The 14643-nt window shown below is 57.0% G+C and carries 14 protein-coding genes; 5 read left to right on the forward strand and 9 right to left on the reverse strand.

The features are described 5' to 3' along the window. Positions 1-49: 49 nt before the first annotated feature. From GT756_RS06200 to allA, 6 genes are all read right to left on the reverse strand, one after another. A complete protein-coding gene (locus tag GT756_RS06200; RefSeq protein ID WP_048267517.1) occupies positions 50-1306 on the reverse strand; it encodes an MFS transporter in 1257 nt (418 codons plus the stop codon). A 54-nt stretch (positions 1307-1360) separates the two neighbouring features. After that, complete coding sequence (gene glxR, locus GT756_RS06205) at positions 1361-2239, reverse strand: 2-hydroxy-3-oxopropionate reductase (protein WP_025714214.1); 879 nt, start codon at positions 2237-2239, stop codon at positions 1361-1363. 119 nt (positions 2240-2358) lie between these two features. Then, a complete protein-coding gene (hyi, locus tag GT756_RS06210; RefSeq protein ID WP_160124612.1) occupies positions 2359-3135 on the reverse strand; it encodes a hydroxypyruvate isomerase in 777 nt (258 codons plus the stop codon). A 13-nt stretch (positions 3136-3148) separates the two neighbouring features. Then, a complete protein-coding gene (gcl, locus tag GT756_RS06215) occupies positions 3149-4930 on the reverse strand; it encodes a glyoxylate carboligase (protein WP_160124613.1) in 1782 nt (593 codons plus the stop codon). 87 nt (positions 4931-5017) lie between these two features. Then, positions 5018-5836, reverse strand: coding sequence for an HTH-type transcriptional repressor AllR (gene allR / locus GT756_RS06220; protein WP_012737529.1), 819 nt, complete (start codon positions 5834-5836; stop codon positions 5018-5020). Positions 5837-5927: 91 nt separating this feature from the next. Further along, positions 5928-6410 (reverse strand): ureidoglycolate lyase, encoded by a 483-nt coding sequence (allA, locus tag GT756_RS06225; RefSeq protein WP_025714052.1) that lies wholly within the window; start codon positions 6408-6410, stop codon positions 5928-5930. A 208-nt stretch (positions 6411-6618) separates the two neighbouring features. Here allA and allS point away from each other — a divergent pair, with 208 nt between their 5' ends. Then, positions 6619-7542: an HTH-type transcriptional activator AllS gene (gene allS / locus GT756_RS06230; RefSeq protein WP_043521430.1), complete on the forward strand. Its 924-nt coding sequence runs from the start codon at positions 6619-6621 to the stop codon at positions 7540-7542. 87 nt (positions 7543-7629) lie between these two features. Continuing rightward, on the forward strand, positions 7630-8709 hold the full coding sequence (gene mnmH / locus GT756_RS06235; protein WP_174562425.1) for a tRNA 2-selenouridine(34) synthase MnmH: 1080 nt from the start codon (positions 7630-7632) through the stop codon (positions 8707-8709). A gap of 108 nt (positions 8710-8817) precedes the next feature. Here mnmH and GT756_RS06240 read toward each other — a convergent pair whose 3' ends face one another. Continuing rightward, complete coding sequence (locus tag GT756_RS06240; RefSeq protein WP_004204715.1) at positions 8818-9963, reverse strand: porin; 1146 nt, start codon at positions 9961-9963, stop codon at positions 8818-8820. Between the two features lie 91 nt (positions 9964-10054). Between GT756_RS06240 and GT756_RS25785 the strand changes: the two genes are divergently transcribed. After that, complete coding sequence (locus GT756_RS25785; protein WP_032431199.1) at positions 10055-10183, forward strand: hypothetical protein; 129 nt, start codon at positions 10055-10057, stop codon at positions 10181-10183. On the opposite strand, the gene ybbP is transcribed toward GT756_RS25785, so the two are convergent. Continuing rightward, the gene (gene ybbP / locus GT756_RS06245) at positions 10145-12559 is read right to left on the reverse strand and encodes a putative ABC transporter permease subunit YbbP (RefSeq protein ID WP_114465105.1); all 2415 of its coding nucleotides are present in this window, start codon (positions 12557-12559) and stop codon (positions 10145-10147) included. The genes GT756_RS25785 and ybbP overlap by 39 nt on opposite strands. After that, positions 12556-13242, reverse strand: coding sequence for a putative ABC transporter ATP-binding protein YbbA (gene ybbA / locus GT756_RS06250; RefSeq protein ID WP_004146399.1), 687 nt, complete (start codon positions 13240-13242; stop codon positions 12556-12558). Before ybbA ends, ybbP begins: the two co-directional genes overlap by 4 nt. Here ybbA and tesA point away from each other — a divergent pair. Both tesA and GT756_RS06260 read left to right on the forward strand, forming a co-directional pair. Next, entirely contained in the window at positions 13213-13836 is a 624-nt protein-coding gene (tesA, locus tag GT756_RS06255) for a multifunctional acyl-CoA thioesterase I/protease I/lysophospholipase L1 (RefSeq protein WP_025999119.1), read from the forward strand. The genes ybbA and tesA overlap by 30 nt on opposite strands. Next, the gene (locus GT756_RS06260; RefSeq protein ID WP_074186539.1) at positions 13826-14635 is read left to right on the forward strand and encodes an SDR family oxidoreductase; all 810 of its coding nucleotides are present in this window, start codon (positions 13826-13828) and stop codon (positions 14633-14635) included. Before tesA ends, GT756_RS06260 begins: the two co-directional genes overlap by 11 nt. Positions 14636-14643 lie beyond the last annotated feature (8 nt).

A 14643-nucleotide genomic window follows, 5' to 3' on the forward strand; every position in this document is an offset into this window, starting at 1 on the left:
GTTTGTAGGTTTAGCTATGTGGAACAACAATTTTTATTATTTATTTTTATTATACGGTGATGGTCTTTGACGGTATTTTATTCTTGCGCAAGGTGATCAGAGCAAAAAGTATCGTCCCGGTAACAACCAATCCGGCAGACATCACAAAACTAATTTCTTTCGATCCGGTCAGGTCGGAAATAAAGCCGGTGAGCGTCGGTGCAACTACCGCAGAACTCATACCAAAGAAATTAAATAAGCTGAAGGCGCGGCCTAACGTTTTCGCTGACGCCTGCTCGGAGACGAACGAGATAAGAATCGGATCAACGGCCATTTTGCCCAGCAGCCCGTACAGTACCAGGCTAATCATCAGCATGGTGGTATTCGGCGACAGAACGGTAAACATCAACATGGCCGCTGCGACTATCTCCAGCCCGAGAATAACTTTGACTTTACTGTCACGGAATTTATCCGAGAGATGGCTAAAGAACAGCGCGCCCGGTACCCCGACCACCGCCACCAGCGCGGAAGCAAAACCAATCGCCCCACCGTCAAACCCGCGTTCGGTCTGAAGATAAGAGGGCAGCCAGGTTACAATCAGATAGTAGCCGTAGCAGGTACAGAAATAGAGAAAGTACACGCTGCACAGTAATGGCGAGAACAGCGGCGCCGATTTCTCTTCCGCAACCGGCGCTGACGCCGCTGCGCTCGTTTTATTTTCCGCCGTGGCGGGTTCTTTCAGTTTGCGGCGAATGACCAGGGTAAACACGCAGAGCATCACCAGTAAAATCGCAGCGACGATAAACAACACATTTTGCCAGGCCATGTGCATGCTCTTGACCAGAATACTTGAGCCAATCAGGCCAATCCCCATGCCAATGGCAGAGCCGCTGTTGATGATGGCATTCGCCAGCGCCCGGCGTTCCTGCGGCACGTTGGCCGAGGAGAGCGAATAGGCGGAACTAAAGAAGGAGGCACAACCGGCGCCGGCCAGTAGCGAGCCGATATAAATCAGCGTCAGATTTCCGGCATTAGCGATACTCAGGGTACCGATAATAAATAGCGAAAAACCGCACATCAGCATAATTTTCTGGCCCAGTTTATCCACCAGAATGCCGCAGGGGATCTGCATGCCGCAGTAGGCCAGAAAATAGAAGCTGGCAATCGCGCCAATTTCAGCATTACTGACGTTACCCAATGACGCCTGAATCTCCGGATAAATCGGCGTTAACACGGTACGATAGATCCAAATTGCCACCCAGCCCAGACTCATTACCACGACTATTTGTTTCCAATAGTCGACACCTTTTTTATTGATCGTATCCATAAAGTCACCTGTGAGGTTCAAATAAAGCTGCCGATTTCGGCAGCTTTACGCTTATTATGCTATTTGATGATTTGCCATTAATTCCAGAGCCTGAATCAGAGACGAGTGATCTAATTCGCTGCCGCCATTCGCGGCACAGGTATTAAATAGCTCCTGACAGGTAGCTGTATTCGGCAGATTAAGCGCCAGGGCTTTAGCGCTCTGCAGAGCCAGATTGAGATCCTTCTGGTGCAGAGAAATTTTAAAGCCTGGATTAAAGGTGCGGTTAAGCATTCTTTCACCATGCACTTCCAGAATACGTGAGGAAGCGAAACCGCCCATCAACGCCTGACGAACGCGAGCGGGGTCCGCCCCGGCTTTAGAGGCAAAAACCAGCGCTTCGGACACCGCTTCAATATTCAGCGCGACGATAATCTGATTGGCGACTTTACAGGTCTGACCGTCGCCGTTTCCTCCGACGAGGGTGATATTTTTACCCAAAATCTCAAACAGCGGTTTTACGCGGGCAAAGATGTTTTCATCGCCGCCAACCATAATGGAGAGGGTGCCTTCACGTGCGCCAATTTCGCCGCCGGAGACCGGGGCATCAAGGTAATCGGCGCCCAGATCCCGCACCTGCTGCGCAAAACGTTTGGTTTCTATCGGTGAGATAGAGCTCATATCCACGATAATTTTGCCCTTCAGCGCCGCTTTAGCACAACCATGTTCGCCAAACAGCACCTCGGCAACCTGCGGGGTATCGGGTACCATAATAAAAATAATGTCTGACTGCTCCGCCACCTGTTCCGCGCAGGCCAGATGTTGTGCCCCGTGCTTGAGTAATTCATCAGCAACAGGCCCAATGGTGGTAACGTGCAGTGCGTGCCCTGCTTTAGCAAGACGGAGCGCCATCGGGGTGCCCATAATCCCCAAACCAATAAATCCCAGCTTCATAAGTGTCCTCTCACGATGTGTATTTCGATTTATCTGGGCAATAGCTATCCCTTCCTGTTGTCAGGAAATAAAATCCCTGAGTCTGGAATAATAAATACTGCCCAACGATAAATTTAAAATTAGCGGTAGCGATTAAACCAAGTCAGTCCCGCTTCGGTGGTGGTCAATGGTTTATATTCACAACCTACCCAACCGTCATAGTTTGATTTATCGATGAAATTAAAAAGATACTCATAATTAATTTCACCGGTCCCGGGTTCGCCGCGATTCGGATTATCGGCGATCTGTAAGTGACCAATACGATTAGCATATGTTTGCATCGTATGGGTTAATTCCCCCTCCATACGTTGCATGTGGTAAATATCGTACTGAATTTTCAGATTATCATTACCCACTTCATCAATCAGCGCCAACGCCTGATGCGTGGTATTCAGATAAAAGCCCGGCATGTCGAAGTAATTGATTGGCTCAATTAGCAGTAGAATACCTTCCTGGGCCAGCGCGGCGGCAGCAAAACGTAAATTCGCCACCAGCGTTGAGCGAATATGTTCTTCGCGATAGCCCACCGGAGTTTTGCCGACCAGACAGTTAATTTTACGATTGCCCAGCGCTTTGGCGTAGCGGATTGCGGCGTCGACACCTTCGCGAAACTCCGCTTCCCGGCCTGGAATACAGGCGATGCCGCGTTCCCCTGCCGCCCAGTCGCCAGCGGGTAAATTGTGTAAACTATGCTCCAGCTGGTTGTCGCTCAGCTTTTGCTTTAATAGCTCAGGCGCATAGTCGTAGGGAAACATAAATTCAACAGCGCGAAAACCACAGGCCGCCGCTTTCTCAAAACGATCCAGAAAATCATATTCCTGAAATAACATGGAAAGGTTGGCAGAAAAGCGCAACATAATGTCACCTCATTTATTCATATTTCATGAAACAAGTTTCGGTTGGTGCGTCAATGGCGCTATCGGCAACGTCTTCGAACTCCATAACGTTATCCAGTTCGCTGCCCATGGAGATATTGGTTACGCGCTCGAGAATCACTTCCACAACGACCGGCACGCGATAGGCTTTCATCCAGGCTTTGGCCTGCTCAAACGCTGGGGCAATATCCTCAGGCTTGAAGACGCGAATTGCTTTACAACCGAGTCCCTCCGCGACCTTCACATGATCGACGCCGTAGCCGTTTACTTCGCTGGAGTTAATATTTTCAAACGCCAGCTGAACGCAGTAGTCCATGTCAAAGGCACGTTGCGACTGGCGGATCAAGCCGAGATAGGCGTTGTTCACCAGGACATGGATATAGGGAATATTGAACTGGGCGCCTACCGCCAGCTCTTCAATCAGAAACTGGAAGTCGAAGTCGCCGGAAATCGCGACCACGTTGCGCTCAGGATCAGCAACGCAAACGCCCAGCGCGGCGGGAAGCGTCCAGCCCAGCGGCCCCGCCTGACCGCAGTTGATCCAGTGGCGGTCTTTGAACACATGCAGCATCTGCGCGGCGGCGATTTGCGACAGGCCAATGGTGGTGACATAGCATACGTCCCGGCCAAACGCTTTGTTCATCTCTTCATAGACGCGCTGCGGTTTAACCGGCACGTTATCGAAGTGGGTTTTACGCAGCAGCGTACGCTTGCGTGCCTGGCACTCGCTAACCCAGCTCTCGCGACGTGGCAGGCGACCCTCTTTTTGCATCTGCTGCGCAATGTCTACCAGCTGAATTAACGCCGCTTTGGCATCGGAGACAATGCCTAAGTCCGGGCACAGTACACGGCCAATCTGCGTCGGTTCAATGTCGATATGAATAATTTTGCGGCCTGCGGTGTACTTCTCGACCGAGCCGGTATGACGATTAGCAAAGCGGTTGCCGATCCCGAACACCAGATCTGAGGCCAACAGCGTGGCGTTGCCGTAGCGATGCGCGGTTTGTAAGCCGACCATTCCGGCCATCAGTTCATGGTCGTCCGGTATACAGCCCCAGCCCATCAGGGTCGGGATCACCGGGACATGGGTGATTTCCGCAAATCGTTGCAGCAGCGCGGCGGCATCGGCGTTAATCACCCCGCCACCGGCAACAATCACCGGGCGTTCCGCCTGGACTAACAGCGCCAGTGCCTTTTCAATTTGCGGACGCGTGGCGACCGGTTTATAAGCCGGCAGCGGCGAGTAAAGCTCAGGGTCGAATTCGATTTCTGCCACCTGGACATCATAAGGCAGATCGATGAGCACCGGTCCCGGTCTGCCGGAGCGCATCAGATGGAAAGCCTGCTGCAGCACGCCCGGAACCAGCGCCGCCTCACGCACCGTCACCGCCATCTTGGTGACCGGTTTAGCAATGGATTCAATATCCACCGCCTGAAAGTCCTCTTTATGCAGACGCGCGCGCGGCGCCTGGCCGGTGATGCACAGAATGGGAACCGAGTCCGCGGAGGCAGAATACAGAGCGGTGATCATATCCGTACCGGCCGGGCCGGAGGTCCCCAGACAGACACCGATATTACCGGCAGTCGCGCGGGTATAGCCTTCAGCCATATGAGACGCGCCTTCAACATGGCGGGCAAGAATATGGCGGATCCCGCCGTGCTTACGCATCGCAGAATAGAACGGGTTAATAGCCGCGCCAGGCACGCCAAATGCTGTGTTAACCCCTTCTTTTTCCAGAACATACATTGCCGCGTCAACGGCTCTCATTTTTGCCATTTTTACAACCTCACTGTATTGGAAAATTTTTCCAAATTTAAACATAACCAAAAAAGTCCCGCTCAAGAGAGCGGGTTGGATCGGCGATCAGTCGGCCTGGGGTTTAAGGCCCAGTGCGGTACTGATATTCCTTGCCGTCTCCCTTACCAGCTCGCCCTGGCTGACAAAACGGTCCGGGGTTAGCCTGGACGCAGGTCCGGAAATCGAAATTGCCGCTACCACAGAGCCCACATCATCGTAAACCGCTGAAGCAATACAGTTTAATCCTGTCACATGCTCCTCCTGGTCAATGCTGTAGCCGCAGGCTCGCGCCTCATCCAGATTTCGCTGCAGGACCGGCAAATCCACAATCGTCGTCGGCGTAAACCGCTGCAGGCCGGTCTTCACAATCACATCCACCAGCTCTTCCGCAGGGAGCGGATACAACAGCGCTTTCCCGGCGCCTGAAGCATGGAGCGGGAGTCGACTGCCGAGCGGCGCGCACATTCGCACCATCGACTTACACTCCTGCTGACCAATCAGCACCGCTTCGTTGCCGTTGCGAATCGCCACGTTGACTGTCTCCCCCGACATCAGCATCAGCCGCCGCATAAAGGGCCCGCCGACGGATAAAACGTCCCGGTTATGGATGTAGGCCGAGCCGATATTGAACGCGCCAAGACCGATATGCCACCAACCTAACTGGCTGTCCTGATAGACAAAATCCGCGCCTTCCAGCACTTTTAGCAGGCGAAAGGTGGTCGATAACGGTAAGTCCAGATTCAGGGAAATATCGCTAACCGACGAGCTGCCGCCGCTCTTTTCCAGGTATTGCAATATCGCGATCCCTCTCTCCAGCGCCTGTGCGCCTTTTTGCGCGGAAGGCTCCTGCTGGCCAGGCCTTCCACGCCTTCTCACTTCTGTCATACCTCGATTATCTCCGGCTCAAAACCTGAGCATAAATAGTGTGTAAGCGCCCACATGTTATGCAAGATAATCGACAGCGTCACGTGTAACCTCACGCAAAGCTCAGCTCCACGGTCGGGATCTTTACGACATCGCAGTTGTCTTTTCCGCCGCGATCGACGGTTAAAAAATCGGTTTCCGTCTGCCAGGCAAACAGCGGATGGTGCCAGACATTACGGTGGTAATTCACCCCCTGACGGCCATTTGAGATAAACGCACGCAGCGTGTTCATGTCCGGCTCATCGCCGCCTGCCGCGACCACCACGACAAAGGCCTCCCCCCGCATCGGCACAAACGCCTGGGTACCCAGCGGATGGCGCTCCAGTTCGGTGACAATAATCGGCAGCGCGGCGGGTTGCGCACGATTAATGCTGATGAGCGTACGATCCTGCTGTAACGTCTCCACCATCGCCAGATCGTGAAAACGCTGTACTTTTCCATCATTGATGTGAAAAAAATCCTGTCCTTCCGTTTCGATAACATCCCCATACGGGCGGAATGCATCTCGCGTCAGGGGCAATACTTCAAGCTTCATGAGCTGTTCCTTATTCATTTAAAACCGTTCCCCTTCCTAACGTTGAAGGGGGTAGAGAAGCTGCACAATCCACAGCCATCTAAGCGTGACAACACTATAAGTTGGAATAATTTTCCAAAATCTGATTTAACCCACATTATTGAAAAGGTTATTATGAAAAAATACTTAAAAATCATGGGTGAATTATTAAATAACGAGGAATATGGCGATGCTCGATCCCGAAACATTACGCACCTTTGTCAGCGTCGCTGAGACCGGCAGCTTCTCAAGAGCAGCGGAAAAACTTTATAAAACAACCGCCACCATCAGCTATCGCATCAAATTACTGGAGGACAACACCGGTGTCGCACTCTTTTCCCGCACAACGCGCAGCGTACTGTTGACGCCGGCCGGGATGCACCTGCTGGCGCAAGCCAGAGAGTGGCTGGGGTGGATTGATAGTATGCCCGGTGAGCTTCAGCAGATAAACGACGGGGTAGAGCGCCAGGTCAATATTGTGGTGAATAACCTGATGTACGACCCGCAGGCCATTGCCCGGCTGCTGGCCTGGCTCACCCAGCGCTACCCTTTTACGCAATTTCATTTTTCACGACAAATCTATATGGGCGTCTGGGATACGCTGCTGCATGACGACTTCTCCCTGGCGATTGGCGTGACCGGCACCGAACCGTTAGCGGAAAACATGGCCGTCTACCCACTGGGTGAGGTGACCTGGCTCTTCGTGATGTCGCCGCATCACCCGCTAAGCCAGCAACCCGACCCGCTATCAGAGGCGCAATTGCGGCGCTATCCGGCGGTGAATATTGAGGACAGCGCCCGACGGCTGACGAAGCGCGTCGCCTGGCGTCTGCCCGGGCAAAAAGAGATAGTGGTTCCCGATATCGAAACCAAAGTTGCCGCCCATCTCGCCGGCGTCGGCATCGGCTTTTTACCGGAACCGCTCTGCCTGCCGCTTATCGCTCAGGGCAAGCTGATCGCCCGACACATTCCGACCATGCGTCCCCCTTCGCCATTGAGTCTCGCCTGGCGCAAAGATCATCATGGTAAAGCGGTGCAGGATATCGCCTCGCTGTTCAGCCATTCTGCGCCGGAAATAACGGGGTTCCTGACGCTATTCAGCAATACACCGTGAAAAATCAATCCTCCCGAGCGCTCACCGCGTACAATAGGAGAATTATCGCGTCGAGCGACGCGTCTGGATTGCCTAACGGTTTAAATGATGGAATCAGTACTAAAAAATATTCTGCAGATCCTCGCCAGCGATACGCCACTGATTGACGTACGCGCCCCGGTGGAGTTTAGCCAAAGCGCGATGCCGGCGGCGATCAACCTGCCGCTGATGAATGATGAAGAACGCGCCACGGTCGGCACCTGCTACAAGCGCCAGGGGCCGGAAGCGGCGCTGGCGCTCGGCCATAAGCTGGTTCAGGGCGATCTGCGCGCCAGCCGGATCCGGGCATGGCTGGAAGCATGCGCCCGTTACCCGCACGGTTACCTGTGCTGCGCCCGCGGCGGCCAGCGCTCGCATATTGTCCAGCAGTGGCTGAAAGAAGCTGGCGTGGATTACCCCCTGATCGTCGGCGGCTATAAAGCGCTGCGCCAGGCGGCGATCCAGGCTACCGACGCGCTGGTACAGCGGCCGATCGTGCTGATTGGCGGCTGCACCGGCAACGGCAAAACCCAGCTGGTTTGCTCGCGACCGGACGGTATCGATTTGGAGGGCCATGCCCACCACCGCGGCTCTTCGTTTGGCCGCACGCTACAGCCGCAGCATCCGCAAGCCACCTTTGAAAACCACCTGGCGGTCAGCCTGCTCAAAAAAGCCGAACAGCAGACGCGCTGGGTGCTGGAAGATGAAGGCCATATGATCGGCGCCAACCATCTGCCGGAGTGCCTGCGCATCCGCATGGCGCAATCGCCGCTGGCGGTGGTGGAAGATCCGTTTGACGTTCGCCTCGAACGGCTGCGCGAGGAGTATTTCGATCGCATGTATCGCGACTTTATCGCCGCGTATGGCGAAGAGAAAGGCTGGCAGGCATACGGCGAGTATCTGCATCACGGCCTGTTTGCCATCCGCCGTCGCCTGGGGCTGCAGCGTTTTGCCCAGCTCACTGAACGCCTCGATGAGGCGCTGGCGCAGCAGCAGCGCACCGCCAGCACCGAGGCGCACTTCGCCTGGCTGGTGCCGCTACTGGAAGAATACTACGACCCGATGTATCGCTATCAGTTGGGGAAAAAAGCCGGGAAGATTATTTTTCGCGGCAGCTGGCAGGAGGTCGCCGCCTGGCTGGAGAAGTAATCGCATGCTCGATTGTCCCGGCTTGCGGCGTAAACGCCTTAGCCGGGCTACCGGTCGGCATGATTTGTAGCCCCGGTGAGCGCATCGCGACCGGGGAGATGTGACCGCTTAGAAGTCGTAGCGCAGACGCACCAGGTTCATATCGCCCAGATTGTCGGTGCTGGAGGTAAACACGTGCTCGTAGTCAACGCGGAAACCGTAATCCAGCTGGAAGCTAATCCCCAGACCGTTATCGATACGCTGGTAGTTGCGGCCATTCACGTACTGCAGGCGGTCGCCCATAAAGTACGGCTGAATAGATTTAACGGCATACTGATTGATCGGGAATTTATAGCCCGCAAAATATTCAATCCCCCAGGCGTCGCCGGCGAAGTAATTATGCACATCGGTTTTTTTGGTGGTGAGGAAGTTCTGATACCAGCCGCCGCCGAAGGAGAAGGTCCAGTTATCCGGGGTCCAGCTCAGCGCGGTACCGACGATGTTCTGGTCATAGGTTTTGCTGTCGGAAGTTGACGGGTCGCGCATTTCGGCGCGGGTGTAGTTCCACGCAGTCCCCCAGGTCAGATCCTTCATGATGTGGTAGTCCGCGCCAACAGAACCGCCGCCTTTACGTTTATAGCGCAGACCGTTACCCGGCAGGTATTCGCTGTCTTCGAACAGATAAGAGCCGTAAAGATCGACATCGCCAACGGTTTTCTTATATTTCAGCATATTACGTGAACGATAAGAACCATCGTAATCGCCGTTAATACCGTTGCCCGGGGCCTGGCCGATCATGTCGTAGTCCCAGATATCGGTTTTCACCCCCACCACATCATAGTAAATGCTGTTCTGCTGCCCGTAGGTTAACGTCCCCCAGGTATCGCTTTTCAGGCCGGTATACAGCATGCGGCGGGTAGTATTGTTCGCCCCTTCCGCGTAGTGGTTATCCCAGTCGAACAGCGCCGGAATGTTCACCCCCAGTTCGTAGTAGCTGATCCAGCTAATATCATCGAACAGGTAGTAATCCGCCGCGAAGCGGAAACGAGTGCCGCCGTCGAAACCGTTACGCTTATAGGAGCCTTTATCGCCATCGCCGGTCATCATGTTGAATTGCGGACGAATACTCCCGCCGACGGTAAAGTTAAGCCGGCTTAACGGATCGCCCGCCTGCGGATCTTGTTTCAGCAGCGTGATCTCCGCGTGAGAAGCAAATGAAGTGAACACCAGTGTTGCGCCGATCGAGATCGCCAGCGCTTTTATTTTATGTGCCATAGTTTTTCCTTGATTAATAAGCAACCTTATATTTACCAGCTGAATATTAACCGCGAATCAGTACAGCGTGTTGTCGGTTTTTTAATGTTTTGTGCGCTTAAAAATCAACGAGTTATCAATTTGTGCGCTTAAAATAAAAGCGCCGCCAAAAACGGCGGCGCATCATCAAAATGCAATAATCTTACTGGTTAAACTGACGGAACAACGCTTTCCCTTTTAACAAACGCAGCCCCAGCCCGCCGCCGCACAGGGATAACAACACCGCCCCCGTCAGCGGCAGCATCACCCACAGCCGCCAGTCCGGCGTCCAGGGGAAATCAAAGACTTTCGTCTGCAGCATCGCCAGCGCCACTTCGGCGCCTATCGCCGCCACCAGGCCGGAGACCAGCCCCAGCAGGGCAAACTCCGCCCACAGCGTGGCGCGCAGCAGCGATTTTCCGGCCCCCAGCGTGCGCCAGACCACCAGCTCCTGATGCCGCTGGCGCATACCGACCTGGACCTGCGCCAGCAACAGCAGCACGCCGCAGGCCGTGACCAGGCCCACCATCACCTCCAGCGCCCGGCTGACCTGGGAGAGCACCTGGCCGACCTGACGCAGGATGGCGCCGATATCCAGCAGGCTGACTGTAGGAAACTCGCGGTTCAACTGGGTCAACATCGCGGGACCGTTATCCCAGCGGAAGCTGGTGAGCCAGCTCTGCGGCTGCCCGTCCAGCGCCCCGGAGGGGAAAATAAAGAAGAAGTTGGGCCGCAGGCTCTCCCAGTCAACTTTGCGCACGCTGCTCACCTTCGCGCTGAAGTCCTGAGTATCGCCGGTAAAGGTCACCGTATCGCCGATCTTCACCCCCAGCCGCTGCGCCAGCCCCTCCTCAATCGATACCTCGCCCGGCTTCGGCGGCCAACTGCCGGCCACCAGCGGATTATGATCCGGACGCTGTTCGCTCCAGGTGAGATTAAGCTCGCGATTCAGCGCTTCGTCTTTGTTTCCGTCCGTGGAGTGGCCGTTGATCTGCGTCAGACGAGCCCGGACGATCGGATAAAATTCCGCCGCCCGCGTCTGATGTTCGGCTAGGAAGGTCTTCACCGGCATTATCTGCTCAGGGGCGATATTGATCAGGAAGTAGTTTGGGCTCTCCGGGGGCAGCTGCTGCTGCCAGCGGTCGAGCAGATCGCCGCGCAGCACCAGCAGCAGCGCCAGCAGCATAAACGACAGGGAAAACGCCGCCAGCTGGCTGAGGGTCGACCACGGCTGGCGCAGCAGGCGGTTCACCGCCAGACGCAGCGGCAAGGCGCTGAGCGTCAGGCGTTTGAGCAGCCACAGCAATCCCCAGCCCACCAGGCCGCACAGCAGCGCCAGCACCACCGCCCCGGCCAGCACCGACCACAGCAGGGGGCTGCCGCCCATCAGCCACGCCAGCAGGCCCACCACCACGGCGCTGACCGTCGGGATCCAGATTTTCAGCGGCCAGACGTTAGCCACCACGTCCTGGCGCAGCACCCGCAGCGGCAGGGTCGCCAGCAGCAGCCGATAGGGGCGCAGGCCCACCAGCAGGGAAATCACGCCGGTCGCGCCCACCGCCCACAGCCACGGCCAGCCGCTGGCCGGCGGGAGCGCGGCGGGCAGAACCGGTTTGAGCATCAGCAACAGCAGGCGCTCCAGCGCTAGCCCTGCTGCCCCGCCGGTTATCAGCGACAGCGTCAACAGCAGCAGCCATTGGCCGACAATCAGCTTGCGCAGCTGCGCCCGTCCGGCGCCCAGCGTCTTGAGTATGGCGACCAGATCGTAGCGGCTGCGGCAGTAGTGGCCCATCGCCACGGCCACCGCCGCGACGGCCAGCAGCAGCGTCAGCAGCGCGGATAACAACAGGAATTGCTGCGAGCGTTCGAGGGATTTGCCCAGCGCGCTGTCGTCCTGGTCAAGACCAATCCAGCGATGCTCCGGGCCGAGTTTCGGCAGCAGCCACTGCTCATAATTGGCCAGCTGTTCAGCGTCGCCGGCGAACTTATAGCGCCATGCGACGCGACTCCCGGGCTGCACGGCGCCGGTCTTTGCCACGTCGGCCATATTCATCATCAGCCGCGGCGCCATCTGGAAGGGGTTGAACCCCGCATCCGGCTCCTGAATCACTTCCCCGGCAATGCGCAGCGTGGCGTCGCCAACGTCAATCGTATCGCCGGTTTTCAGGTTCAGCAGCGCCATCAACCTTGGCGCCAGCAGCACGCTGCCCGCCTGGGGCTTCAGCCCCGGCGGCTGCGTCTCGAGAGTGCCATACAGCGGATAGCGGTCATCCACCGCCTTGACGTCCGCCAGCTGCGGCGTATCGCCCGCAAAGGTCATGGTGGCGAAGCTCAGCTGTTCGCTGACGCTCAGCCCTGACTGGCGCGCATGCGCGATCCACTCAGCGGGCACCTCGCGCGAACTGCGCAGCGTGCGGTCGCCTGCCATAAACTCACGGCTTTGCTGGCTGAGGCCTTTCTCCATCCGATCGCTTATCGACCCCAGGGCCAGCACGCAGGCCACGGCGAGGCTTAACGCCAGCCAGACGATCAGCAGCGACGGCGAGCGCCATTCGCGCCAGAACCAGCGGGCGATCATGCTTCCTCCCGCAGCTGGCCATCCACCAGGCGCAGACGACGGTCGCAGCGCGCCGCCAGCAGCGGATCGTGAGTGACGAGGATCAGGGTGGTGCCGTGTTCGCGATTAAGCGAGAACAGCAGATCGGCAATTTTATCCCCGGTCTGGCGATCGAGGTTGCCGGTGGGCTCATCGGCGAACAGAATGGCCGGACGACCATTGAAGGCCCGGGCCAGCGCGACCCGCTGCTGTTCACCGCCGGAGAGCTGTGCCGGCAGGTGGTGCAGGCGTTTGCCAAGCCCCAGCTGCTCAAGTAGCGCGCGGGCATCGCCCCGGCTCTGGCTATCGCTGGCGCCACGCAGCAGCGCCGGCAGCTCGACGTTCTCCAGGGCGTTGAGCGTCGGGATCAGCATAAACGACTGAAAGACAAAACCGACGTGCTGCGCCCGCAGCGCCGCCCGCGCCTCCTCATCCATCCGATGCAGCGGTTTGCCCAGCATCGATACTTCCCCACTGCTGCCATCGTCCAGGCCGGCGAGGATCGCCAACAGGGTCGATTTACCGGAGCCCGACTCGCCGATCAGGGCGATGGTCTGCCGCGGTTTGACAACCAGCTCAACTCCGGTAAGGATGGAGAGCTGATGCTCCCCCTGACCGACGGACTTCTTAAGATGATGAACTTCAAGTATGTTTTCCGCTGGCATGTGCCTTTCCTGTTTTTGTTCCTGTTTACCTGCCGCGCGATGGCGGCGGATACGCTGCTGATCCTCGGCGACAGCCTGAGCGCTGGCTATCGGATGGCGGCCAACGCCGCGTGGCCTGCGCTGCTCAATGAGAAGTGGCAGGCGAAAACGCCAGTGGTGAACGCCAGCATCAGCGGCGATACCTCCCAGCAAGGGCTGGCCCGTCTGCCTGCGCTGCTTAAACAGCATCAGCCGCGCTGGGTGCTGGTTGAGCTCGGCGGCAATGACGGGCTACGCGGCTTTCCGCCGCAGCAGACCGAGCAGACGCTGCGCACCATTATTAAGGATATCAAAGCGGCCAACGCCGAGCCGCTGCTGATGCAAATTCACCTGCCGGCGAACTATGGCCGCCGCTATAATGAAGCCTTCGGCGCGATTTACCCGGCCCTGGCCAAAGAGTTCGCTATTCCTCTCCTGCCCTTTTTTATGGAGGAGGTGTATCTGAAACCCCAGTGGATGCAGGACGACGGCATTCACCCGAATCGCGACGCGCAGCCGTTTATCGCCGAGTGGATGGCGAACCGGCTGGCTCCCTTAGTTAATCATGACTCCTGAACGCCAGGGGTCGCTGACAGGTAAAGTTATGCAAAAAACGGTTTTAGTGACAGGCTGTTCCAGCGGAATTGGTCTGGAAAGCGCACTGGATTTAACCCGCCAGGGCTTTCGCGTGCTGGCGGCCTGCCGCAAGGCAGAGGACGTGGCGCGGATGCAGGAGCTGGGGCTAACCGGTATTTTGCTCGATCTGGACGACCCGCAGAGCGTGGAGCGCGCGGCGGCGGAGGTGCTTGCGCTGACCGATAATCGTCTCTACGGCCTGTTCAATAACGCCGGATACGGCGTCTATGGCCCGCTGAACACCATCAGCCGCCAGCAGATGGAACAGCAGTTTTCCGCTAACTTTTTCGGTGCCCATCAGCTCACCATGCTGCTGCTGCCAGCGATGACGCCGCACGGCGAAGGTCGCATCGTGATGACCTCGTCGGTGATGGGGCTTATCGCCAGCCCCGGCCGCGGCGCCTACGCCGCCAGTAAATACGCCCTCGAGGCATGGTCCGACGCACTGCGCATGGAGCTGCGTCACAGCGGTATCAAGGTCAGCCTGATTGAGCCGGGCCCGATCCGCACCCGCTTTACCGATAACGTCAACCAGACGCAAAGCGACAAGCCCGTTGAAAACCCGGGCATCGCCGCCCGTTTTACCCTCGGGCCGGAGGCGGTAGTGGAAAAAGTGCGCCACGCTTTTATCAGCGATAAGCCGAAGCTGCGCTACCCGGTCACCCTGGTCACCCACGCGGTGGCGCTGCTCAAACGCCTGCTGCCAGCCCGCGCGATGGACAAAATTATCCACGGCTGAGTTGAAGC

Source organism: Klebsiella sp. Q2, from assembly GCF_009900705.1.
GTDB lineage: Bacteria > Pseudomonadota > Gammaproteobacteria > Enterobacterales > Enterobacteriaceae > Klebsiella > Klebsiella quasipneumoniae.

Excerpts from the sequence above, each read along its gene's own strand:
- allA (WP_025714052.1), bottom strand. The coding sequence starts at position 6,410 with ATGAAGCTTGAAGTATTGCCCCTGACGCGAGATGCATTCCGCCCGTAT.
- ybbA (WP_004146399.1), bottom strand. The coding sequence starts at position 13,242 with ATGCCAGCGGAAAACATACTTGAAGTTCATCATCTTAAGAAGTCCGTC.
- mnmH (WP_174562425.1), top strand. The coding sequence starts at position 7,630 with ATGGAATCAGTACTAAAAAATATTCTGCAGATCCTCGCCAGCGATACG.
- gcl (WP_160124613.1), bottom strand. The coding sequence starts at position 4,930 with ATGGCAAAAATGAGAGCCGTTGACGCGGCAATGTATGTTCTGGAAAAA.
- GT756_RS06260 (WP_074186539.1), top strand. The coding sequence starts at position 13,826 with ATGACTCCTGAACGCCAGGGGTCGCTGACAGGTAAAGTTATGCAAAAA.
- allS (WP_043521430.1), top strand. The coding sequence starts at position 6,619 with ATGCTCGATCCCGAAACATTACGCACCTTTGTCAGCGTCGCTGAGACC.
- GT756_RS06200 (WP_048267517.1), bottom strand. The coding sequence starts at position 1,306 with ATGGATACGATCAATAAAAAAGGTGTCGACTATTGGAAACAAATAGTC.
- allR (WP_012737529.1), bottom strand. The coding sequence starts at position 5,836 with ATGACAGAAGTGAGAAGGCGTGGAAGGCCTGGCCAGCAGGAGCCTTCC.
- GT756_RS06240 (WP_004204715.1), bottom strand. The coding sequence starts at position 9,963 with ATGGCACATAAAATAAAAGCGCTGGCGATCTCGATCGGCGCAACACTG.
- glxR (WP_025714214.1), bottom strand. The coding sequence starts at position 2,239 with ATGAAGCTGGGATTTATTGGTTTGGGGATTATGGGCACCCCGATGGCG.
- hyi (WP_160124612.1), bottom strand. The coding sequence starts at position 3,135 with ATGTTGCGCTTTTCTGCCAACCTTTCCATGTTATTTCAGGAATATGAT.
- ybbP (WP_114465105.1), bottom strand. The coding sequence starts at position 12,559 with ATGATCGCCCGCTGGTTCTGGCGCGAATGGCGCTCGCCGTCGCTGCTG.
- tesA (WP_025999119.1), top strand. The coding sequence starts at position 13,213 with ATGAACTTCAAGTATGTTTTCCGCTGGCATGTGCCTTTCCTGTTTTTG.